General features: G+C 71.3%; 18 protein-coding genes. 10 read left to right on the top strand and 8 right to left on the bottom strand.

The genetic code is table 11. The features are described from left to right. Positions 1–69: 69 nt before the first annotated feature. Positions 70–1,635: an aldehyde dehydrogenase family protein gene (locus tag ACQP0U_RS08345; protein WP_433317227.1), complete on the top strand. Its 1,566-nt coding sequence runs from the start codon at positions 70–72 to the stop codon at positions 1,633–1,635. Positions 1,636–1,660: 25 nt separating this feature from the next. Here the strand turns inward: ACQP0U_RS08345 and ACQP0U_RS08340 are convergent, their stop codons facing one another. Together ACQP0U_RS08340 and ACQP0U_RS08335 are read right to left on the bottom strand one after the other, a co-directional pair. Next, positions 1,661–2,725 (bottom strand): GNAT family N-acetyltransferase, encoded by a 1,065-nt coding sequence (locus ACQP0U_RS08340; protein WP_433317225.1) that lies wholly within the window; start codon positions 2,723–2,725, stop codon positions 1,661–1,663. Between the two features lie 89 nt (positions 2,726–2,814). Further along, positions 2,815–3,516, bottom strand: coding sequence for an amino acid-binding protein (locus ACQP0U_RS08335; protein ID WP_433317223.1), 702 nt, complete (start codon positions 3,514–3,516; stop codon positions 2,815–2,817). A gap of 150 nt (positions 3,517–3,666) precedes the next feature. Here ACQP0U_RS08335 and ACQP0U_RS08330 point away from each other — a divergent pair, with 150 nt between their 5' ends. Then, the gene (locus ACQP0U_RS08330; RefSeq protein WP_433317221.1) at positions 3,667–4,746 is read left to right on the top strand and encodes a phosphotransferase family protein; all 1,080 of its coding nucleotides are present in this window, start codon (positions 3,667–3,669) and stop codon (positions 4,744–4,746) included. Next, positions 4,746–5,957: an acyl-CoA dehydrogenase family protein gene (locus ACQP0U_RS08325; RefSeq protein ID WP_433317219.1), complete on the top strand. Its 1,212-nt coding sequence runs from the start codon at positions 4,746–4,748 to the stop codon at positions 5,955–5,957. The genes ACQP0U_RS08330 and ACQP0U_RS08325 overlap by 1 nt, the downstream gene beginning before the upstream one ends. 92 nt (positions 5,958–6,049) lie before the next feature. Here ACQP0U_RS08325 and ACQP0U_RS08320 read toward each other — a convergent pair whose 3' ends face one another. The 6 genes from ACQP0U_RS08320 to ACQP0U_RS08295 form a co-directional block, all read right to left on the bottom strand. Then, positions 6,050–7,096 carry a LacI family DNA-binding transcriptional regulator gene (locus tag ACQP0U_RS08320; protein ID WP_238683294.1) on the bottom strand — a complete coding sequence of 349 codons (1,047 nt, stop codon included), beginning with the start codon at positions 7,094–7,096 and terminating at the stop codon, positions 6,050–6,052. An 82-nt stretch (positions 7,097–7,178) separates the two neighbouring features. Continuing rightward, positions 7,179–8,600 carry a GH1 family beta-glucosidase gene (locus ACQP0U_RS08315; RefSeq protein ID WP_433317217.1) on the bottom strand — a complete coding sequence of 474 codons (1,422 nt, stop codon included), beginning with the start codon at positions 8,598–8,600 and terminating at the stop codon, positions 7,179–7,181. Next, complete coding sequence (locus ACQP0U_RS08310) at positions 8,597–9,439, bottom strand: carbohydrate ABC transporter permease (RefSeq protein WP_433317215.1); 843 nt, start codon at positions 9,437–9,439, stop codon at positions 8,597–8,599. Before ACQP0U_RS08310 ends, ACQP0U_RS08315 begins: the two co-directional genes overlap by 4 nt. Positions 9,440–9,449: 10 nt before the next feature. Then, positions 9,450–10,421, bottom strand: a complete 972-nt coding sequence (locus ACQP0U_RS08305) for a carbohydrate ABC transporter permease (protein WP_433317213.1) — start codon at positions 10,419–10,421, stop codon at positions 9,450–9,452. Between the two features lie 109 nt (positions 10,422–10,530). Further along, positions 10,531–11,820, bottom strand: coding sequence for an ABC transporter substrate-binding protein (locus ACQP0U_RS08300; protein ID WP_433317211.1), 1,290 nt, complete (start codon positions 11,818–11,820; stop codon positions 10,531–10,533). A gap of 307 nt (positions 11,821–12,127) precedes the next feature. Further along, entirely contained in the window at positions 12,128–12,691 is a 564-nt protein-coding gene (locus tag ACQP0U_RS08295; RefSeq protein WP_433317209.1) for a plasmid pRiA4b ORF-3 family protein, read from the bottom strand. Positions 12,692–12,841: 150 nt separating this feature from the next. Here ACQP0U_RS08295 and ACQP0U_RS08290 point away from each other — a divergent pair, with 150 nt between their 5' ends. The 7 genes from ACQP0U_RS08290 to ACQP0U_RS08260 all read left to right on the top strand — a co-directional run bounded on the left by ACQP0U_RS08290 (position 12,842) and on the right by ACQP0U_RS08260 (position 22,520). Next, positions 12,842–13,588: a pyrimidine reductase family protein gene (locus tag ACQP0U_RS08290; RefSeq protein ID WP_433317208.1), complete on the top strand. Its 747-nt coding sequence runs from the start codon at positions 12,842–12,844 to the stop codon at positions 13,586–13,588. Between the two features lie 148 nt (positions 13,589–13,736). Continuing rightward, positions 13,737–15,488: an ATP-binding protein gene (locus ACQP0U_RS08285; protein ID WP_433317206.1), complete on the top strand. Its 1,752-nt coding sequence runs from the start codon at positions 13,737–13,739 to the stop codon at positions 15,486–15,488. Between the two features lie 18 nt (positions 15,489–15,506). Then, on the top strand, positions 15,507–16,652 hold the full coding sequence (locus ACQP0U_RS08280; protein WP_433317205.1) for an exonuclease SbcCD subunit D: 1,146 nt from the start codon (positions 15,507–15,509) through the stop codon (positions 16,650–16,652). Between the two features lie 296 nt (positions 16,653–16,948). Further along, positions 16,949–18,214: an RNA-guided endonuclease TnpB family protein gene (locus tag ACQP0U_RS08275; protein ID WP_433317203.1), complete on the top strand. Its 1,266-nt coding sequence runs from the start codon at positions 16,949–16,951 to the stop codon at positions 18,212–18,214. Next, positions 18,214–20,688, top strand: coding sequence for an AAA family ATPase (locus ACQP0U_RS08270; protein WP_433317201.1), 2,475 nt, complete (start codon positions 18,214–18,216; stop codon positions 20,686–20,688). The genes ACQP0U_RS08275 and ACQP0U_RS08270 overlap by 1 nt, the downstream gene beginning before the upstream one ends. Further along, complete coding sequence (locus tag ACQP0U_RS08265) at positions 20,685–21,644, top strand: hypothetical protein (protein ID WP_433317199.1); 960 nt, start codon at positions 20,685–20,687, stop codon at positions 21,642–21,644. Before ACQP0U_RS08270 ends, ACQP0U_RS08265 begins: the two co-directional genes overlap by 4 nt. A gap of 18 nt (positions 21,645–21,662) precedes the next feature. Next, positions 21,663–22,520 carry a spermidine synthase gene (locus ACQP0U_RS08260; RefSeq protein ID WP_433317197.1) on the top strand — a complete coding sequence of 286 codons (858 nt, stop codon included), beginning with the start codon at positions 21,663–21,665 and terminating at the stop codon, positions 22,518–22,520. Positions 22,521–22,632: the final 112 nt, after the last annotated feature.

The raw sequence follows: 22,632 nt of genomic DNA, 5'->3' as shown, positions 1-22,632 counted from the left end.
CGCGACAGTACGTTTCACCAGCGGTGCCGTCGACGCCGCCGCTCCCCGGTCAACCCTGAGGAGAACGCGATGGCACTACGACTCGCCGACGGCACCGCCTGGTCCGACGTCCTGGCCCGCGCGGTGGCCGCCACCCCGGAGGCCTTCGGCGCCGAGATCGACGGCGTCACCACCCTGCACAACCTGATCGAGGGCGAATGGCGGGCGGTCGGCCAGCCCGTTCCGGTCCACACCCCGGTGGACAACACAGTCCTCATCAACCTGCCCCGACTCGACGCCGACACCGCGCGCGCCGCGGTCGCCCACGCCGCCGCCGCACACCGGGCCTGGGCCCAGACCCCGCTGGCCGACCGCAGGGCACGGGTCGCCGACGCCCTGGACTCGCTCACCGCCCACCGCGACCTGCTCGCCCTGCTGCTGATGTGGGAGATCGGCAAGCCGTGGCGGCTGGCCTGCGCCGACGTGGACCGGGCGCTCGACGGCGTCCGCTGGTACGTGGGCGAGATCGACCGGATGCTCGCCGACGGCCGCGAGCCGCTACCCGGCCCGGTCAGCAACATCGCGTCCTGGAACTACCCGATGAGCGTGCTGGTGCACGCCGAGCTGGTGCAGCTCCTGGCCGGCAACGCGGTCATCGCGAAGACCCCGTCCCAGGGCGGCGCGGTCTGCCTGACCGTCGCGCACGCGCTGATGCGCCGCGCCGGACTGCCCGCCACCCTCGTCTCCGGCGGCGGCGAGGAGCTGTCCGAGGTGCTGGTCCGGGCACCCGAGATCGGCGCGGTGGCGTTCGTCGGCGGTCGCTCCAACGGTGGCAAGGTGGCCGCCGCGCTGCTCGACAGCGACAAGCGGCACTTCATCGAGCAGGAGGGCCTCAACGCCTGGGGCATCTGGAACTTCTCCCAGTGGGACCTGCTCGCCACCCACCTCAAAAAGGGCTTCGAGTACGGCAAGCAGCGGTGCACCGCGTACCCCCGGTTCGTTGTGCAGCGTGACTTGGTCGACGAGTTCCTCGACATGTACCTGCCGGTGGTCCGCTCGGTCCGCTTCGGCCACCCGCTCGCCGTCGGCGACGACTGGGCCGCCGGTGACCCGCTGCCCGAGCTGGACTTCGGGCCCCTGATCAGTGCCACCAAGGCCGACGAGCTGCGCCGCAAGGTCGACGAGGCGGTCCGTGGCGGCGCGGTGCCACTTCACCGGGGCAAGCTCACCGGCGCGCCGTTCCTGCCCGGGCAGGACACCTCGGCGTACGTCGCGCCGTCGGTGCTGCTCGCCCCGCCCGGCCGGTCCCGGCTGATGCACGCCGAGCCGTTCGGGCCGGTCGACACGATCGTCGTGGTGGACACCACCGACGAGCTGCTGGCCGCGATGAACGCCTCCAACGGCGCCCTGGTGGCCTCGCTGGCCTGCGACGACACCGACGAGGCCGGCAAGCTCGCGGTGGACCTCCAGGCGTTCAAGGTCGGCATCAACAAGCCACGGTCACGGGGTGACCGGGACGAGCCGTTCGGCGGCCGGGGCGCCTCCTGGAAGGGCGCGTTCGTTGGCGGCGACCTGCTGGTGCAGGCCGTCACCGTGGGCGGCGACGACCGGCTCTACGGCAACTTCCCCGACTACAACAGCTACCCCGCAACCTGACCGGCGGCGGCTGGAGGGGCACCGGCTACCCCGAGGTGCCCCTCTGGTCCGCCAGGACGGCGGCGGCGAGCGGGACCGTCACGGTGAGCAGCCCGCCGTCGCGCTGCACCGAGACGGGCCGGTCCAGTCGGCGCAGCGTCCGCAGCATCGGGTCGTTGCTGGCCTGGACGTGCAGCACCAGCGCCGCGTACCCGGACCGGTCGGCGTGCTGAACCAGCCGGCGCAGCAACGCCGAGCCGAGCCCGCGCCGCTGCCAGTCGTCCCGCACCAGCAGCGCCACCTCGGCCTCGTCGCCCTCGCCGAGCAGGTTCGCCATGGCGACCACCGACTCGGCAGTGCCGTCGACGCCGGTGGTGGTGGCGACCAGTGTCAGCCCTCGGCTCGGCTCCAGCAGCCGGCGCAGGCGGGCCGGCTGCGGCAGCGCGGCCCCGCCCAGATAACGCCGCTGCCGGCTGCGCGGTGAGCACGCCTCGTGCAGCTCCACGACGCCGGTCAGATCGTGCGCGCCGGCCGGACGGACGGCCACCTCCGCGCCGTCGGGCAGCACCACCGTGACCTGTTCGGCGGCCCGGCGCGCCACGGTGGCGGCCAGCTCGACCAGGGCCTGCGCCCGCGCGTACTCCGCCGGGGTGAAGTCGGGCGCGGCCCGGCGCAGCGCGAACGAACCGCCCGCCGGGTCGGCCAGCAGCATGCTGGCCCCGGTGATCCCCCGTTCGACGCCGACCGACGCTGGTCGCCAACTGACGACGTCGGCGGCGAGCAGGGTCCGCAACGCCTCGCCCGTCGCGTCCGGGTCACGCACCAGCCGGGTGGCCAGCCCGAGCACCCGGGTGGGCTGGTCGGCCAGACCACGCGCCTCGCTGCGCGCCACCCAGCAGTCCCGGCCGCGACCCCGCTCAACGGCGGCGATCAGTTCGGCCTCGTCGAGCGCGTCCGGCGCGTCGACAAGGAAGTCGTCCACCGCGCCCTGCTCGGTGGGTTGCACCTGCACGGTGAGGATGTTGACCCCGCGCAGCGCGAGGCTCGCCGTGAGCACCGACAGGTAACCCGGTCGGTCGTCCACCGTCGCTCGGATCCGCCACAACGTCATGGTTGGCTCCCTTCCCCGGTAAGAGCCTCACCCCGGCCTGTTGCCGCCGGGTTGCCCGGCGGTGTCGGCCCGGGAACTCCTCGGGCCGCTCAGGGGCCGGCGATCACCGGCGGCGCGCCGACGAGGTCGAGTCGGTCACCGAGGATCACCGCGCAGGCGCGGACGAGCTGGGTGAGCCGATCCACCTCGGTGCTGTGGAACGCCGCGGCGGAGAGGGTCTCGCTGTGCTCGCGGGCCGCCACCAGCACCAGGCCCGCCCGGCCGAACGGCGCGATCGCGTGGTGGGTGCCGTCGGGCGTGGTCATCGACCGGCCGCGCAGCGGGGTCACCTCCGGCAACCGCGGGGGTACGGGAGCACGCCAGCTCGCGTGCCCCACTGTCGCCCCGCCGCCTCCGGTCCGCGAGGCCCAGTCGACAGGCACCACGGCGGCCACGGCCCAGTCGGCGGCCAGCAGCCCGGGCACCGCGTCGACAAGGGTGGCCAACCCGTCGGCCGGGTTGGCCGCGACCTGGGCCAACAGCTCCGCGTCCTGGCCGGTGGTGGTGGGCGCGCCGATCGCCCGCCACACACCGTCCACCCGCACGCCCGGAATCGCCGCGAGGCCAGCCAGCAGCCGCTCCACCCGCGCCGCGCCCGGCCAGACGACTGTGAAATCGTCCACCGCGCGCCCGCCGAGCCGTTCGAGGACCACCACCTGGACGATGTCCGCCCCGGAGACGCCCAGCGTGCGGGCGACCTGACCGAGGGTGCCCGGACGGTCCGGCAGGGTGACCCGAACTCGCAGCAACATGTCTGTCCCTCCGCTCGGCGGGCCGGCGAAAGAGCGGCCGGCAGGCTGGTCCCAGCCTGGTAGTTGACCATTTCGTCCCTGTTGCAGGGGCATGTCCCGAGCGGAAATTCTGACCTTGACAACGTGAGCGGGCTGCCATCAACTAGTCGGATGAGCGATCCGGCCGTCGATGCGCCACGGCCGGAGGCCGTTCCCGCCTCCCCAGCGGGCCTGGCCCTGGACCGCCTCGCCGGTCATCTGGCGGAGCACCGGCCCGAGCTGGCCGTCGGGCCGCTGCGTGCCCAGCTGATCGCGGGCGGCAAGTCCAACCTCACCTACCTGCTGCACCTCGGCGACCGCGAGGTCGTGCTGCGCCGCCCCCCGCTGGGGCACGTGCTGGCGACCGCGCACGACATGGCGCGCGAGTTCCGGGTCATCTCGGCGCTGGCACCGACCGAGGTGCCGGTCCCCGGCGCGCTGCTGCTCTGCACCGACCCCGAGGTGATCGGCGCACCGTTCTACCTGATGGAGCGGATGCCCGGCGAGGTGTTCCGCACCCGCGCGCAGACCGACCCGCTGGGCGACGAGCGCCGCCGGTCCCTCGCGATGGCGATGATGGACACGCTCGCCGCGCTGCACAGCGTCGAGCCGTCCACTGTCGGGTTGGGTGACTTCGGCCGCCCCGAGGGCTACCTCGCCCGGCAGGTCCGCCGCTGGGCCGGGCAGCTCGACCGCTCCCGCAGCCGGCCACTACCCGGCATCGACGAGCTGCGTGACCTGCTCGCGGCGACCGCCCCGGAGGGCGCGAACGCCGGCCGGATCGTGCACGGCGACTACCGCCTGGACAATCTCCTCGCCTCGGCCGACCCGGTCGCCGTGCACGCGGTGCTCGACTGGGAGATGGCCACCCTCGGCGACCCCCTCGCCGACCTGGGGCTGCTGCTGACGTACTGGGACGTGCTCGGCGGCAGCGACACCGCCGAGGGCAACCCCGTCGCCGACGGGCTCGGCCCACGCGCCGGCTTCCCCACCGGCAGCGAGCTGATCGACAGGTACGCCGGACGCAGCGATGTCGACGTCGGGCCGCTGCACTGGCACGTGGCGCTCGGCTGTTTCAAGCTCGCGGTCATCTGCGAGGGCATTCACTACCGCCACACGCTCGGGCAGACGCTCGGCGAGGGCTTCGACCGGATCGGCGAGATGGTGGCACCGCTGGTCGCGCACGGGCTGACCGCCGCCAGGGAGCGGTGATGGACTTCTCATTCGACAGCCGGACCGAGGAGCTGCGCGACGAGCTGACCCGGTTCCTGACCGAGCACGTCTACCCGGCCGAGGCCGTGCACGCCGAGCAGGTGGCCGCCGGGGACCCGTGGTCGCGTACCCCGGTGTTGGCCGAACTGAAGGCGGAGGCCCGCAAGCGCGGCCTGTGGAACCTCTTCCTGCCCGACCCGCGCTACGGCGCCGGCCTGACCAACCTTCAGTACGCTCCGCTCGCCGAGCTGACCGGGCGCAGCCCGCACCTCGCGCCGGAGGCGGTCAACTGCGCGGCACCGGACACCGGCAACATGGAGCTGCTTGCCGAGTTCGGCTCGGAGGCGCAGCGACAGCGCTGGCTGATGCCGCTGCTGGAGGGTGAGATCCGCTCGGCGTTCTGCATGACCGAGCCGGACGTCGCGTCCTCCGACGCCACGAACATCGCCACCCGGATCACCCGCGACGGCGACGAATACGTGATCAACGGGCGGAAGTGGTGGTCGTCCGGCGCCATGGACCCGCGCTGCGAGATCTTCATCGTGATGGGCAAGACCGACCCCACCGCCGACCGGCACCGCCAGCAGAGCATGGTGCTGGTCCCCCGGGACACCCCTGGTGTGGCAGTGCGCCGGGGCATGACCGTCTTCGGTTACACCGACGGATCGCACGGCGGGCACGCCGAGATCGACTTCACCGACGTCCGGGTGCCCGCGGAGAACCTGATCGGCGCCGAGGGCACCGGCTTCGCCATCGCCCAGGCCCGGCTGGGGCCGGGCCGGATCCACCACTGCATGCGATTGATCGGAATGGCTGAGCGGGCATTGGAGCTGCTCTGCAAGCGGGCGCTCGAGCGCGTCGCGTTCGGCCGGCCGCTGGCCGAGCAGGGCGTGGTCCGGGAGTGGATCGCCGAGTCGCGGGTCCGCATCGAGCAGGCCCGGCTGCTGGTGCTCAAGACGGCGTGGCTGATGGACACCGTCGGCAACAAGGGCGCGCACACCGAGATCCAAGCCATCAAGATCGGCACGCCGGCGATGGCGGAGTGGGTGATCGACAAGGCCATCCAGGGGTACGGCGGCGCTGGCGTCAGCCAGGACACGCCACTGGCCGCCCTCTGGGCGCAGACCCGCACCCTGCGCCTCGCCGACGGCCCCGACGAGGTCCACCGCAACTCGCTGGCCAAGCGCGAACTCCGCCGCTGGACCCGGTAACCCCACCCTAGTTGATCATGAAGTTATTGCCCGCCGCATCGGCGTGTCATGGCAATAACTTCATGATCAACGGCGCAGCCCGAGTGGGTGGGTCAGGCGGAGGCTCGGTGGACCAGTTGGGTGTCCAGGAGGATGTGGGAGGCAGGTAGCTCCTCGCCACGGATCCGGGCCACCAGCAGGCGGGCCATCTGCCGGCCCATCTCCTCCACGGGCTGGAAGACAGTGGTCAGCGGCGGTTCCGCCTGTCGGGCGATGGTCGCGTCGTCGAAGCCGATCACCGCGACGTCCTGCGGCACCCGGCGGCCGGCCTCGCGCAGGGTACGCAGCGCGCCGAACGCCATGAGGTCGGACGCGACGAACACCGCGTCCAGGTCCGGGCAGGCGTCCAGAAGCCGGCGCATGCCGGCCGCGCCGCTGCCCTCGCTGAAGTCGCCGTACGCGATCAGGTCCGGGTTGACGCTGGCACCGGTGGCCTTGACCGCGTCGGTGTAGCCGGCCAACCGGGCCAGGCCGGCACCCATGTCCTGCGGACCGGCGATGGTGGCGACGCGTCGCCGCCCCTGCCGCGCCAGATACTCCACCGCCTGCCGGGCCCCGCCAACGTTGTCCACGTCGACAAACCAGGCCGGTTGGGCGCCGGGTTGCAGCATGCGGGCGGGCCGACCGCCGAGCACAGCGGGCAGGCCGCGCTCCTCCAGCAGGGTCGGCAGCGGGTCGGAGTCGTGCAGCGACAGCAGCAGGACGCCGTCGACGTGCTGGTTCGTGAGGTGGTGCTCGACCCGCTCCCGCTCGACAGGCGACTGGGCCATGGCCAGCCAGAGCTGCATCGGCGTCTCCAGCAGCCCGGAGCTGATCCCCCGCACGATGCTGGCGAAGAACGGCTCGGTGAAGACCCGCTCGCCGGATTCGGACACCACGAGCGCGACGGAGTCGGTCCGCTGGGTGACGAGCGCACGGGCCGCCCGGTTCGGCACGTACCCCAGCTCCGCGATGGCCTGTTGGACCGCGGCCCGGGCCTCCGGGCTGACCTGGGGCGAGCCGTTGACCACGCGGGAGACCGTGCCCCGACCGACACCGGCACGCGCCGCGACCGCGTCGAGGGTCGGGCGCCCGAGCGACCGGGTGCGCTGCGTTGTCATCGTCTGCTCCTCCGACGGCGGGCGGACCCGGCGCCACCTGCGGGAGGTGAACGCCGGGGCCGTCCTGATGGCTGGCCCGAGCCTATTGTGCGGCCAGACCGTTGCGCCGGATCACCGAGGCGTACCACTTGGCGCTGGACTTGGGGGTGCGGACCTGGCTGTCATAGTCGACGTGGACCATGCCGAACCGCTTGGTGTAACCCCAGGCCCACTCGAAATTATCCATCAACGACCAGGCAAAGTATCCCCGCAGAGGCACCCCGGCGTCGATCGCCTCGTGTGCGGCCCGCAGGTGGGCGTCGAAGTAGGCGAGCCGATCGACGTCGTCGACCTGCCCGTCGACCACCGAGTCGACGAACGCGGAACCGTTTTCGGTGACGTACAGGGGCAGGTCGGTGTACTCGTGCACCCGGCGCAGCGTCTCGGCCAGGCCCGGGGCGTCGATCTCCCAGCCCATGTCGGTGACCGGGACGCCACGGCTGACGAACCGGACGTCCTCGCTGCCCGGCCAGCACGACGGGGCCGGGTCGGCCTCGACGCCCTCGACCGCTGCGGCGACCACGTGCCGGCTGTAGTAGTTGACGCCGACCAGGTCCAGCGGCGTGGCGATGGTCGCCAGGTCGCCGTCCCGCACGTGGTCGAAGTCGGTCACCGTGCTGAGGTCGGCCACCAGGTCCTCCGGGTACGACCCGCGCAGCAGCGGGTCCAGGAAGAAGCGGTTGGCCAACCCGTCGATCCGCCGGGCGGCGTCGGAGTCGGCGGGGGTGTCGCTGGCCGGGTCGACCGGGTAGAGGTTGACGGTGACGCCCACCTCGGCGGTCGGCCGGGAGGCCCGCAGCGCCTGCACGGCCAGGCCGTGACCGAGCATCAGGTGGTGGCCGGCGCGCACCGCGTCCGCTCCGTCGGTGCGGCCGGGCGCGTGCACGCCGGAGCCGTAGCCGAGGAACGCGGAGCACCACGGCTCGTTCAGCGTGGTCCAGTAGCGCACCCGGTCACCGAGCGCGTCGGCCACCAGGCCCGTGTAGTCGGCGAAGCGGGCCGCGGTGTCCCGGACCGGCCAGCCACCGGCGTCTTCCAGCGGCTGCGGCAGATCCCAGTGGTAGAGGGTCAGCCACGGCTCGATGCCGCTGGCCAGCAGTTCGTCGACCAGCCGGCGGTAGAAGTCCAGGCCCTGCGGGTTGGCCGCGCCGGTGCCGCCGGGCTGCACCCGGGACCAGGAGACCGAGAAACGGTACGACTTCAGGCCCAGCTCGGCCATCAACGCGACGTCGTCGCCGAGCCGGTGGTAGTGGTCGCACGCCACGTCCCCGGTGTGCCCGGCGACGACCCGACCCTCGGTGTGGCTGAAGGTGTCCCAGATCGACGGGGTGCGGCCGCCCAGGGCCGCGGCCCCCTCGATCTGGTACGCCGCCGTCGCGGCCCCCCAGAGGAAACCGGGTGGAAAGGTCAGCCCGGGGCGCTCGTCGAGGACATCGACGGCGAATGGGCTGGCGGGGTTGCTCACGACTTGACGGCACCTTCCATGATCCCGCCGATGATCTGGCGGCCGAACACGAGAAAGACGATGACCAGGGGGATGGTGCCGATCGCCGTGGCGGCGAACACCTGGGAGTAGTCGGTGTAGTAGGCGTAGGAGAGGAAGGAGAGCGAGACCTGCAGGGTCGGGTTCTCCGGGGTGAGGATGGCGTACGGCCAGAGGAACGAGTTCCAGGTCTCCATGAAGGTCAGCAGACCGAGGACGCCGGCGGCGGGACGCAGCGCGGGCAGCACGATGCTCCAGTAGATCCGGAACGTGGTCGCCCCGTCGACGCGACCGGCCTCGATCAGCTCGTCGGAGATCGCCTGGCTGGCGTACTGCCGCATCATGAACACGCCGAAGGCGGTGACCAGGAACGGCACGGTGACCGCGTAGAGGGTGTCGTACCACCCCAGGTCCTGCATCATGCCCCAGAGCGGGATGAGCCCCATCTGGGTCGGGATCATCATGGTGACGATGATCGCCAGCAGGAGGGCGTTGCTGCCCCGGAACTTCAGCTTGGCGAAGGCGAACCCGGCCAGCGAACCGGTGAGCACCACCGACACGGTGACCACCGACGAGACGATGATCGAGTTCATCATGCCGGTGAGGAAGTTGGCGGCGTCGTTGTCGAGCACCCGCCCGAAGTTGTCACCGAACGCGCCACCGGGGGTCAACGGCGGCGGCACGTCGTTGATGTTGTCCAGGCTGCGAGAGCCGATCACCAGCATGTAGTAGAACGGGTAGATCGACAGCAGCGCCGCCAGGACGAGCGCCAGGTAGGTCAGCGGGCTGGTGCGCCACAGGCGCTGGGAAGCCGAGATCATCGATCTCTCCTCACTTCGCCGAGCGGCGGACGAGTAGGAAGTTGAACAGCGACACCACGATGATGATCATGAAGATCGCCCAGGCGACCGCCGCGCCGTAACCGGCGGTGTTCAGGTTCACGATGCCCATCTCGTACATGTACATGGCCAGCGTCTGGAACTCCCGCTGGTTGCCGCCGATGATGTTGCCGTTGCCGAAGAGCAGGGGCTCGGTGAAGAGCTGCATGCCGCCGATCGTGGAGAGGATGACCACGAAGATGAAGGTGGGCTTGAGCATCGGCAGGGTGATCTGCCAGAACTGCCGCCACGAACTGGCGCCGTCGATCTCCGCGGCCTCGTAGAGGTCCTTCGGGATCGCCTGCATGCCGGCGAGCAGGATCAGGGTGTTGTACCCGGTCCATCGCCAGTTGACCATTGAGGAGATGGCCGTCCAGGAGCTCCACCGGTGCCCGTCCCAGTCGACCGGGTCGACACCGACGAAACTGAGCAGCCAGTTGAACAGGCCGAACTCGCGCTGGAACAGCATCCCGAAGACGATCGCGACAGCGGCCACCGACACCACGTTCGGCATGAAGATGGCCATCCGGAAGAAGGTCTTGGCGCGCAGGAGGCTCCGGTTGAGCAGGTTCGCCAGGAAGAGTGCGAGCAACAACTGCGGGATGGTCGACAGGGCGAAGATGCCGAACGTGTTGACCAGCGCGTTCCAGAAGTACTCGTCCGACACCAACCGGGTGTAGTTGTCGAAGCCGATGAACGTGTGCTCGCCGATCATGTCCCAGTCGTGCAGCGACATCCAGGCGGTACGCAGCATCGGGTACAGCCCGAAGACGCCGAAGATCAGGAAGAACGGGGCGATGTAGAGGTACGGCGAGTACTTGACATCGAGGCGGTTGAGTAACCTTCCCCGTCGACGTCGGCGAGAGACGTCGGGAGAAGGCGGTGCTGCTGGCGACGGCCGTGCCGTCGTGGCCGACAGGCTCATGCGAATTTCCTTTTCCGGCGAGGCCCGGGGGCCCTCGCGCAGGGCGCTACGCGGAGGGGACCGGCCGGTGGCGTCCGGGAGACCCCGAACGCCACCGGCAGGGAATCACTCAGAAGGCACCCTGAGTCTTTGCGTCCTTCGTGAACTGCTCCCAGGCCTTCGCCTTGTCGGCCTGCCCGTTCTCGAACGCCCGCAGGGCCGGCTCGAGCGCGTTCTCCTTCACCGCCTGGTGCTTCGGGCCCAGGTGGGTCGGCTGGATCTTGGCGACGCTCTCCCCGAAAATCTTGCCGGTCGGCGCGTTGCTGAAGTACTCGTTGGTGTAGCCGATGAACGCGTCGTTCTTCAGCGCTTCCAGGTTGGTGGGCAGCGGGCCCTTGAGCTTGAATGCCTCGACCTGGCTCTTCGCGTTGGTCAGGTACTCGGCGAGCTTCGCCGCCTCCTTCGGGTACTTGCTCTGCGCCGGAACCGCGAGCCACGAGCCGCCCCAGTTACCGCCGCCGCCCGGCACTGCCGCGACATCCCACTTGCCCTTGTTGGCCGGACCGGAGTTGTCCGACACGATGCCGAGCATCCAGGACGGGCAGAAGGTGGCCGCGAAGGTGCCCTGCTTGAAGCCACCCGACCACTCCGGCGACCAGGTGGACGCCTTGGCGGAGATGTCGGCCATCGAGGTGGCGGTGTCCCAGGCGTTCTTCACCGCGGGGCTGGTGTCCGCGATGATGTTGTCTTCCTTGTCGTAGAACAGGTCACCGTTGCCCTGGAAGAGCACACCGTTGGAGACGGCGGTGATCGAGTCGATGAACGCCTTGCCGCCGCTGCCCTGCTTGTACTTCAGACCGGCGTCGTGGAAGCCCTTCCAGTCCGGCCAGAGCGCCGACACCTGGTCGCGCTCGGTGGGCAGACCGGCCGCCTGGAACAGGTCCTTGCGGTAGCAGACGGCAAGGCTGCCGACGTCGGTCGGCAGGCCGATCAGCCGGCCGTCCGGCGCCTTGCCCAGCTCCCACTTCCAGGGCAGGTATTCCTTCGAGTGGTCGGCGACCAGCGGGGTGAGGTCGGCCCAGTTGCGCGCGTTGGGCTTGAACTCGTTGAGGATGCCCTCTTCCAGGGCGGTGACGTCGGCCGCGCCCTTGCCGGTGGCCAGGTAGCGGACCAGCTTCGGCCGGTACTCACCAAGCTGAGCGGTCTTGCGCAGCTCGACCTTGATGCCGGTGTCCTTCTCGTACTGCTTGACGAGCTCGTCGTAGCCCATCTCGCCGAAGGTGTCGACGACCAGCTTGGCGGGCTTCTCGCCGGCCGCTGGCTTGTCGTCGTCGTTGCCGCAGGCCGCGAGACCGCCGATTGCGGTGATCGCGGCCAGGGCAGCGGCCGCCAGGCGGGTACGCCGCGTGGTGACACTCATGCGCTGACCCCTCTTTCCGGTGGTGAGGCTGATGTGTGTGGTGGGGGGTGCTCAGTCGCGCCAGGCCGGGGGATGCGTGAGTGACCCATGCCACCCTCGGGAGCGCTCCCATGAGATTGCCGGCGGGTAACGGGAGTGTCAATAGGGCGTTGGGAGCGTTCCCAGATCGTTACCGCTGATCACTCTGACCCCGCCCACCCCAGCAGACCCCCGCCTCCACCCCTGTCGATCAAGAGGTTCCGGTCAGGAATCGTGGCCCTGCTGACGCGAACTTCTTGGTCAACAAGGCGGCGCCCGGCGGGGCTGGTCAGCAGAAGCGGCGGAGGAGGGTGGTTGCGCGGTCGGCGTCGAAGTGGGACGGGTCGAAGGTGGACCCGGCCCAGTCGCGCAGCACCGCGTGGCGGGAGCTGACCAGGTCGGCCGTGGCGGTCTGCTCGTCCAGGGCCTCCAGGAGCGCCTGGTAGCCCAACGGCCCGCCGACACCCTCCGGCGGGCAGGCCCGGTCGCCGGCCCGGCAGATCGGGTACCGCTCGTCGGGGTCGACGGTCAGCGCGTCCTCCACGACCAGGTCGTGCTCCCACCAGTCGCCGAAGTCGTACGTGTAGGAGAACCGGCTGCCCTTGCCGAGCACCGCGTCGAGCCGCACGTCCAACTCGTCGTGCAGCGCCAGCTCCCCGTCCGGGTCGGGCTCGCCGTACTGCACCGCGTCGATCTCGAACGAGTGCAGGTGGCAGTCCCGCCAACCCATCGCGTGCTGCACCACCCGGTGCAGCCGGTCCAGCGTGTAGCCGGCCGGCACGAGCACCCGGCGCCACACCGGCGGGCGGGTCCCGGCGAGGGACATCTTCAGCTGGAAGATCTGACGCGGCATGCTGTCCTGTCCTCCCGCGGCTTAGGCTGCGAGCATGATCTGCCGAGCGTGCCGGGCCCGGCGACACGACGACTGCCCGGGCCGGAACTGGTGCGACTGTCAGCACCGTACCGCCGAACCGACCCCTCCGGTCACCGGTCCGGCCGGCGAATGACCGTCGGAATTCCGATCCGGCGGCTCTGGCCGGAGCCGTCCACGCAGCCGCTCGACGACGCCGCGCTGACCGCTCTCTACGGCCGCGCCGACGAGCCCCGGCTGCGGGTGAACTTCGTGGCCAGCCTGGACGGCGCGGTCACCGTGGACGGCTACTCCGCAGGCCTCTCCGGCGAGCCGGACAAGCGGGTCTTCGGCCTGCTGCGGATGGTCTGCGACGCCCTGGTGGTGGCCGCCGGCACGCTCCGCCACGAGGGGTACCGGGCGGTCCGTCTCGACGAGCGCCGCCGCGCCTGGCGTCGTGCCAACGGGCTGGCCGACTACCCGACGCTCGTGGTCGTCTCCAATTCGCTCGACCTGGACCCGGCGCAGGCCGCCTTCGCCGACGCGCCGACCCGCCCGGTGGTGCTCACCCACGCCGACACCAGCCCACCACCCGGGCTGACCGACGTCGCCGACGTGCTGCGCTGCGGCGCCGAGCGGGTCGACCTGGCCGCCGGTCTGGCCGAGCTGCACCGACGCGGGTTCACTGAACTGCTCTGCGAGGGCGGCCCACACCTGTTCGGCGCGCTCACCGCCGCCGACCTGGTGGACGAGCTGTGCCTCACCGTCTCACCGCTGCTCGCCGGGCCCGGACCGGGCCGGATCACCGCCGGCGACGCCGCGCCGCCCCGGCACCTGCCACTGCGGCACGTGCTCGCCGCCGAGGACGGTGTCCTCCTGCTCCGCCACGCCCGCCGGTGACCCGCAGTCGCCCGGCCACACACCCACCGTCGTGAGTGTGACGGCGCATGGTGTCGTCCGCCGCGTCGCGTGGCGACCTGTCGTACTCCTCGGGCAGGATGCAGGGCATGCGCGCCGACCGTGATGCCCGAACGACCCGAGTCGCCCGATGACCGACGCCGACCTCGACAGCCCGGGCGAGGCGGTCGGGCGGGTGCTGGGCACCGCCGACGCCACCCCGTTGCAGTTCTGGACGGCCGTGGCCCCCGGCAGCTACCTCCAGCTCGACGACGTGGTGGTCACCCGGCGCGAGCTGCCGAACCGGGAGCCGGTGACGATCGCCGGGGTGGTCACCCAGGTCCGCGCTCGGCACGAGGGCGCCCAGTTCGATTCCGACGTGTTCGCCATCGCCGACGGCACGCTGCCCGCCCAGGTGCAGGAGGCGGCCGAAATCACCACCACCCGGGTCGATCCCGAGCTGTACGTGCCGCCCACCCCGGGCGCTGTGGTGCACCGGGCCGAGGGTGACGCCCGGGCGCGCGCGCTGCACTTCGACCGGATGGAGCGGCGCATCCCGATGGGGATGGGTCGAGACGGGGTCCCGGTCTATCTCAACGCCGACTTCCTCGACGGCAGCCGGGGCGCGCACGTCTCCATCTCCGGCATCTCCGGGGTGGCCACCAAGACCAGCTTCGCCACCTTCCTGCTCTACTCGGTGTTCCGCTCCGGGGTGCTGGGCGGCGACGCGGTCAACGCCAAGGCACTGATCTTCAACGTCAAGGGCGAGGATCTGCTCTTCCTGGACCACCCCAACACCCGCCTCGACGAGCCGACCCGCGCGGCGTACGCGAAGCTCGGGTTGAGCGCCGGCGCCTTCCCCGACGTGCGGGTGTACGCCCCACCCCGGGTCGGCGACGCGGCCGGCACGCCGGATGTGAGCAGTCGGCTCACCGGGGTCGACTCGTTCTACTGGACGCTCAGCGAGTTCTGCGCCGACCGCCTGCTGCCGTACGTCTTCGCCGACGCCGACGACGAGCGCCAGCAGTACACGATGGTGGTCCACTCGGTGGCCGCGCACCTGGCCCGCTACGCCCAGCCCGCCGACGGCGGGGTGAGCATCGACGGGGTCCGGCTCGGCTCCTACGGCGACCTGGTCGACCACATCGTCGACCAGCTCAACGACGACGAGACGCGCTCCGACTGGGCGGGCAGCGCGGTGGGTCTGGGCACCGTCAACGCGTTCGCCCGGCGGTTGATCGGCAGCAAGAAGGACCTCGCCCGACTGATCCGTGGTGACCTCGCGGCCCGCCGCCCCCACTCGATCAACACGAGCGAGTCGGCGCAGGTCACGGTGGTCGACCTGCACAACCTCCCCGACCGCGCGCAGCGGTTCGTGGTCGGTGTGACGCTCAAGAGCGAGTTCGAGCGCAAGGAGAAGTCCGGCACCGCCAAGCCGCTGCTCTTCGTCGTCCTCGACGAGCTCAACAAGTACGCCCCCCGGGAGGGCTCCTCGCCGATCAAGGAGGTCCTGCTGGACATCGCCGAGCGGGGCCGCTCGCTCGGGGTGATCCTGATCGGCGCGCAGCAGACGGCGAGCGAGGTGGAGCGGCGGATCGTCACCAACTCGGCGATCCGGGTGGTCGGCCGGCTCGACCCGGCCGAGGCGTCCCGCCCGGAGTACGGCTTCCTGCCGCCCGCGCAGCGCCAGCGCGCGTTGCTGGCCAAGCCGGGCACCATGTTCGTCAACCAGCCGGACATCCCGGTGCCGCTCTGCCTGGAGTTCCCGTTCCCGGCCTGGGCCACCCGGGTCTCCGAGGCGGGTCGGGCACCATCGGAGACGCTGCGCTCGATCACCCAGTCCGCCGACCCGTTCGCCGTGGTGGGCTCCGGCGGCGGCACCGACGACGACATCCCGTTCTAGCTAGGGGCCGGCACACCCATGAAGATCCTGCACACCTCCGACTGGCACGTGGGAAAGGTGCTCAAGGGGCAGTCCCGGGCCGACGAGCACAAGGCCGTGCTCGCCGGGGTGATCGAGATCGCCCGTGCCGAACAGCCGGATCTGGTGATCGTCGCCGGTGACCTCTACGACACCGCCGCGCCCAGCTCGGAGGCGACCCGCCTGGTCACCCGGGCGTTGACGGCGCTGCGGCGTACCGGCGCGGACGTGGTGGCGATCGGCGGCAACCACGACAACGGCCCGGCGCTGGACGCGCTGCGGCCGTGGGCCGATGCCGCCGGCATCACGCTGCGCGGCGGCGTGCGGGAAAACCCGGACGAGCACGTCATCGACGGCACCACCGCCGGTGGCGAGCGGTGGCGGCTGGCCGCGTTGCCGTTCCTGTCCCAGCGGTACGCGGTGCGCGCGTTGGAGATGTACGAGCTGACCGCCGCGGAGACCAACCAGACGTACGCCGACCATCTGGGCCGGGTGCTGGGGCGACTCACCGAGGGCTTCACCGAACCGGACCGGGTGCACCTGGTCACCGCGCACCTGACGGTGACCGGCGCGGCCACCGGTGGCGGCGAGCGCGACGCGCACACCGTGCTGGGGTACGCCGTTCCGGCCACCGTCTTCCCGGCCACCGCGCACTACGTGGCGCTGGGTCACCTGCACCGGGCACAGCGGGTCGCGGGCCCCTGCCCGGTGCGGTACAGCGGCAGCCCGCTCGCTGTCGACTTCGGTGAGCAGGAGAACGTCCCCTCGGTGACGATTGTCGAGGTGACCGCCAGCACCGCAGCCCGGGTACGGGAGGTGCCGGTGACGGCGGCGAGCGCGCTGCGGACGGTGCGGGGCACCCTGGCCCAGCTCGCCGAGATCGAGGCACCGGACGCGTGGTTGCGGGTGTTCGTGCGGGAGCAACCCCGCGCCGGCCTGCGCGAGGAGGTCCAGGAGCTGCTCCCCCGGGCCCTGGAGATCCGGATCGACCCGGAGCTGTTGGCCGCGCCGGGCAGCGGCGCGGCCATCGCCCAGCGTTCGGGGCGTTCGCCCCGCGAGCTGTTCGCCGACTATCTGGACAGCCGGGGCCACTCCGACGAGGGTGTCCGGGAGCTCTTCGACGAGCTTTTCGAGGAGGTCGAGTAGTTGTCAACTATCCCTGACTTGCGCATCCGCTGGGGGTCATACGTACGTTCAGCGACGGTCATGCGTGTTCCGCCGCCTCACCGAAACATTCAAAGGCAAACTCTCATCGCCGCGAGGGGCCGACGGTGAAAGTTACCCGAGTTGCGTACTCGACTGCCCTCAACCGCGGCAAATATGCGGAGTTGGTGGAGCAGGCTCGTCGGTTGGGTCGGGTACGCAGCGAGGTGTGGCAGCGGTATGGTTCGGTCGCCGGTATCGGGTCAGGATTGACGGACCGGCAGGTACGGGATCAGTGGATGACCGACGGTACCCACGAGCGGTTCGGTCTATTGGCGAACGCCTGGAAGGAAACCGTCCGCGACGCCATCGCGGACATGAGGGCGAACATGGCGGCGGCCACGGCGCAGGTTCGCCGGACGATCAACCGACGAACGAGCGATACGACCGAGCGGAAGCGACTGCTGACGGCGCTGAGGTCTGGCTGCTGGGCGACTGATCCGTTCCTGGCTCGGCAGATGCGCAAGCGTTGGAAACGTGGCCGCAATCGCACGTACAACCAAATTGTGGTGCGCGCTGACCAGTACAACGTCGCTGTTGACGCACATGGAAACCTCTGGCTCGCAATTCCTGGCCTGCAACGTCGCAGATTGGTCAGGATTCCGTTGTCTACGATCGTCGCTCCGACCGGCACGCTGCGGTTGATGCTGCGGGGCGGCCGGGTGGAGGTGCACTACCAGACCGACGCATCGCAACTGCGGTCGTCACAGCGGCCGTGCGGCAAGCGTACGATCGGCGTCGACAAGGGCTACACCGAAGCGTTAACTGATTCCGACGGGGATCAGCACGGACGGCTTCTCGGTGAGATTCTTTCCAGCGAGTCGGATCGGTTGAGGGAACGCAATCGGCGTCGGGCGAGAATACGCTCGATCGCAAACAACGCCGCCTCGCGTGGTGACCATACGAAAGCACACCGGATCCGCTGCAACAACCTCGGCACCGTCAAGCGGAGCCAGCAGGCTGCCCGCCATCGCGCGCGGGTCCGCACAGAAATCTTCACTGCTGTGCACCGAGTCGTCGACAAGGCCGCCACCGTCATCGCCGAAGACCTCACCAAGCGCTTCGTTGGACGCAAGACGTTTGGCAAGAATGTCAACCGGCGCCTCGCCGCGTGGACCAAAGGAGTCACCGCCGAGGCGCTGACGAACGTGTCGGAGCGCAGAGGTTCTGTGCTCGTACACGTCAACGCCGCCTACACCTCACAAGCCTGTCACCGCTGCGGCAGCCTGCAACGACGTAGCGGGGACCGGCTTCACTGCAAGCCGTGCGGGGTGGTGTGGCAGGCCGACGTGAACGCCGCGATCAACATCCTGCAACGAGCAGTCGACCCCGACATCGCCCTGCACACCCCGCACCTCCGGGTGAAGCAGATCTTGCAGGACCGGACTGATCGCCACCGGACCAGACTGCCGGTCCAGGACTCCAGCCCGGTTACCACCGAGCGGAGAGCGAAACATCCGAACTGCTCGGCAACGAGCAACAGTAGGAAGCAGGTCGAGCACTGATGCGTCCGATGCGGTTGGACATGGCCGGGTTCACGGTCTTCCGGGACGAGACCACAGTCGACTTCACCGACGCCGACTTCTTCGCGCTGATCGGCCCGACCGGTTCGGGCAAGTCCACGGTGCTGGACGCCATCTGCTTCGCCCTCTACGGCATGGTGCCCCGCTGGGGTGGCGCCCGGGGGCTGGCGAACGCGCTCGCGCCGTCGGCGACCGAGGCGCGGGTGCGATTGGTCTTCGAGTCCGGCGGCGCCCGGTACGTGGCGACCCGGGTGGTCCGCCGGGACGGCCGGGGCAATGTGAAGACCGCGAACGCCGGGTTGCAGCTGATGCCGGCCGGCTTCGACGTGACCAAACTGGACACCGGTCTGAGCCCGGACGACCTCGGCGAGGTGGTGGCCGGCACTCCCGCCGAGATGGAGCAGGCGGTGCTGGAGGCGGTGGGGCTGCCGTACGAGCAGTTCACCAGCTGTGTGGTGCTGCCGCAGGGGCAGTTCGCCGACTTCCTGCACGCCAAGCCGGCGACGCGGCAACAGATCCTGGTCAACCTGCTGGGCCTCGGCGTCTACGAGGACGTGCAGAAGAAGGCGACGGCGCGGGCCGCGCAGGCGGAGGCCCGGCTGGAGGCGGTCGACCAGGTGCTCGCCGGGTTGACCGGCGTGGACGACGAGGCGTTGGCCGAGGCCGACGCCCGGGTCGACCGGATGGCCGAGCTGGCCGCGGCGGTGGCCGACGCGGTGCCGGAGCTGGCGACGGCCCGGGTCGCGGCACGGGAGGCCGCGGGGGCGCTGACCGCCCTGGACGCCGAGTTGACAGTGCTGACCGCTGTGCGCGCGCCGGGTGGGGTGACCGAGGTCGCCCGTGCGGTCACCGCGGCGCGGGCCGAGGCCGAGGCGGCGACGACCGGGGTGTCGCTGGCCGAGGAGCGCGAGGAGAAGCTGCGCGGCGAGCTGGCCGGCGCCGGTGACGAGAGCGCGCTGCGACTGCTGCTGCGGGCGTACGACGATCGGGACCGGCTGTCCGGCGAGGCCGACACGGTCCGCTCGACGGTGCGCGCGGCGAACGACGAGCATGCCGCGGCGGTGGCGGCCCTGGCCGCCGCCCGGGTGGTTGCCGAGCGGGCCGACGCCGAGTTGGAGGCGGCCTTCCGGGCGCACGAGGAGGCGAAGGCCACCGACCTGGCGGTGAGCCTGCGGGTGCACCTGCACGCCGGCGCGGCGTGCCCGGTGTGCGAACAGCAGGTGACCGAGGTGCCGACGGTGCCCGCCGATTCGGCGGTGGCGGCCGCGACGGCGGCCGGCAAGGCCGCGCGGGCCGCGACCAAGGCCGCCCAGGCGACGGTGCAGGAGCGGGACACGGCGGCGCGTGAGCTGGAGCGGCTGCTGGTGCAGGCGCGGGCCCGGCAGGAGCAGGTGGAGGCCCGGCTGGCCGAGCTGGACGGGCAGCTCTCCGGGGCGGCCGAGCCGGCCGTGCTGCGCCGGGAGTTGGCCGAGCACGCGCGGTTACGGCGCGCGTTGGAGGAGGCGGCGACGGCGGTCCGGGCCGGCCGCGAGACCGCCCGGCAGGCGCGGGCCGGGGTGGACGCCGCCGAGGAGCGGCTGCGGGCGGCGTGGCGGGCGTTCGACACCGCCCGGGACGGGTTGGCCAGGTTCGGCCCGCCAGCGACCGACCGGGACGACGTGGCCGCCGCGTGGGCGGCGCTGACCGGCTGGGCGACCACCGAGGCGGACCGTCGCCGTGCCGACCGGGCCGGTCGGGCGGCCGCGGTGGCGGAGGCCGAGTCGGTGGCCGACGGGGTGCAGCAGGCCATCGCGGCCATCTTCGCCGCCGCCGACGTGCCGGTCGGAGACGACCCGGTGCACGCGGCGACAGTGGCGGTGGAGCGGGCCGACGCCGACCGGCGGCGGCTGCACGAGCGTCGCGAGCAGGCCGGGACGTTGCGCGAGCAGCGGGCGGGGCACGAGCGGGAGGCGCAGGTGGCGCGCGCGCTCGCCGGGCACCTGCGGGCCAACAACTTCGAGCGGTGGTTGCTGGCCGAGGCGTTGGACCTGCTTGTCGACGGCGCGTCGGGGATCCTGCGGGAGCTGTCCTCAGGGCAGTACGAGCTGGTGCACGACAAGGGCGAGTTCGTGGTGGTCGACCACCACGACGCGGGGCTGCGTCGAGGCGTGCGCACCCTCTCCGGCGGTGAGACGTTCCAGGCGTCGCTGGCGTTGGCGTTGGCGCTCTCGGAGCAGTTGGCCGGGATGTCCACCACGGCGGCGAGCCTGGAGTCGATCGTCCTGGACGAGGGTTTCGGCACGCTCGACGCCGCCACCCTGGACACTGTGGCGGCGACTCTGGAGAACCTGGCGGCCCGGGGCGATCGGATGGTCGGCGTGGTCACCCACGTGTCCGCGTTGGCCGAGCGGATCCCGGTCCGCTTCGAGGTGCGCAAGGACGCCCGGTCGGCGCGCGTGGAGCGGACGGGCCGGTGAGCGACGCCGCGTTCTTCGTGGATTCGTGGGATCCGGCGTACGGGGCGTCGTTCGAGGCGTCCGCCGCCGGGCCGGCCGCGCCGAGCAGTGCCCAGGTCGACGCGGACGTGGAGTTGCCCGCCGTGGACTGGCGGGCGATCGGGGTACGCCCCGGGGTGCGGGCACCGGACGTGGTGTTGCTCGTCGACGGGGTTCGCCGTATCGACGCGAGCATCTGGACGGCAGAGACCGACGGTGGGTCGTTCCCCGGGTTGGCCGCCTCGTACGCGGCCGGGGTGGTCCGGTGTGACCTGGGCCGTGGTGCGGCGCAGTTGGCGGGCACCCGGGTTGGTCGGGGTCTGTTCACCGCGAGCCCGTCGGCGCAGGATGTGGTGGCGGGCGCGATCCGTTATCCGGTGCACCGAGTGGGTGGCACCGGTGAGCTGGCGAAGCTGCCGGCCGCCGTGCAGGGTCCGCTGACCGCGTTGGAGGTGGCGGTGTCCGACGCCGCCCGGGTCGACGGTGACCTGTTGGTGGTGGACGGCCCGTTGCGTAGTCGCCGGCAGTTGCCGCGCACTCTGGGCTACATCAAGACGCAGCACAGTCAGTACCTGGATGCCCGGCTGACCGCAGTGGTGACCGGTATGGCGTCGGGTGAGCGGTCTCCGGTGTTCCGGCTCGGCACCGCCTGGGGTGGTTGGTCGTGGTATTTGCGGCTGCCGGTGGCGATCGGTGCGCCGTGGGCGGGCGTCGTCCGGGTGGAGTGCTCGGCCGACCTGCCCGTCGAGGCGGCGATCGAGCTGGCCGACCTGTCGCTGGTGACCCTGCCGCGCTTCGCGTCCACCCCGTACAAGGATCCGCGGGCTCCGCAGAACCTGATCCCGATCGCCGGGCTGGAGCGTCGACTGCGTGCCCTGCTCGGTGATTCCCGGCTGCTGCACCGCGCGTTGACCGCTGCGGCCCGCGCGGCCCGTTGAGCGCGGATACTGGTTCCGGTGGGGCGTAAACGGGCGGCGGACCGGGTGGTCGAGCAGGTGGACACCGGGCTGGCGGAGCTGGTGCCGGATCCGGACCGGGCCGGCTCGTGGACGCTGCTGCTGGACGGCGCGCCGCAGTCGCACGTCGACCTGACCGACCCCACCCACCTGGAGTTCGAGTACGTGCGGCGGCTGGCCGCCGCCGTGGATCTGATCGCACCGGCCGGTGCGCCGCTGCGGGTGCTGCATCTCGGTGGCGGGGCCCTGACCCTGCCCCGGTACGTCTCCGCCACCCGTCCCGGATCGACCCAGCGGGTGTCCGAGGTGGACGGCGCGCTGGTGGAGTTGGTCCGTCGGGCGTTGCCGTGGCCGTCCGACGCCCGGCTGCGGGTCCGGGTGGAGGACGCCCGGGCGGTGCTGGCGTCCACCCGGGAGGCCAGCTACGACGTGGTGGTCGCCGACGTGTTCGCCGGTGCGCGTACTCCGGCTCATCTCACGTCTGTGGAGTACGCGGCCGAGGTGGCCCGGGTGCTCCGTCCCGCCGGCTGGTACCTGGCGAACCTGGCCGACGGCCCGCCGTTGCGGCACGCTCGTGGGCAGGTCGCCACGGTCCGTTCGGTGCTGCCGCAGGCCTGCCTGGTCGGGGACGCGGCGGTGCTGCGCGGGCGCCGGTACGGCAATCTGGTGCTGGTCGCCGGGCGGTCCACACCGCCGGTGCCGGAGCTGACCCGGCGCGCTGCCGGCGACTGGTTCCCCGGCCGGGTGGTGGCCGGCGACGAGCTGGACCGCTTCGCCGGTAGCGCGCCTGTCGTGCGGGATGCCGACGCGACAGGCTCCGATCCGCCACCACCGGGGCTGTTCTCGGTGCGCCGCTGACCGGCCAATCAACGGCGGCGGAGAAACTTTTTCCCCGTTTGTTGATCCGCTGGGACGGGTGCTGCGTACCACCGGGCGGCCCACCTCGTGGGCTGGCGTTGGTCACGGACAT

The sequence above is a fragment of the Micromonospora sp. CA-269861 genome (assembly GCF_050948505.1).
Lineage (GTDB): Bacteria > Actinomycetota > Actinomycetes > Mycobacteriales > Micromonosporaceae > Micromonospora.
The sequence above is the reverse complement of the archived record's forward strand: the minus strand, read 5'-3'. Positions and strand labels throughout refer to the sequence as shown.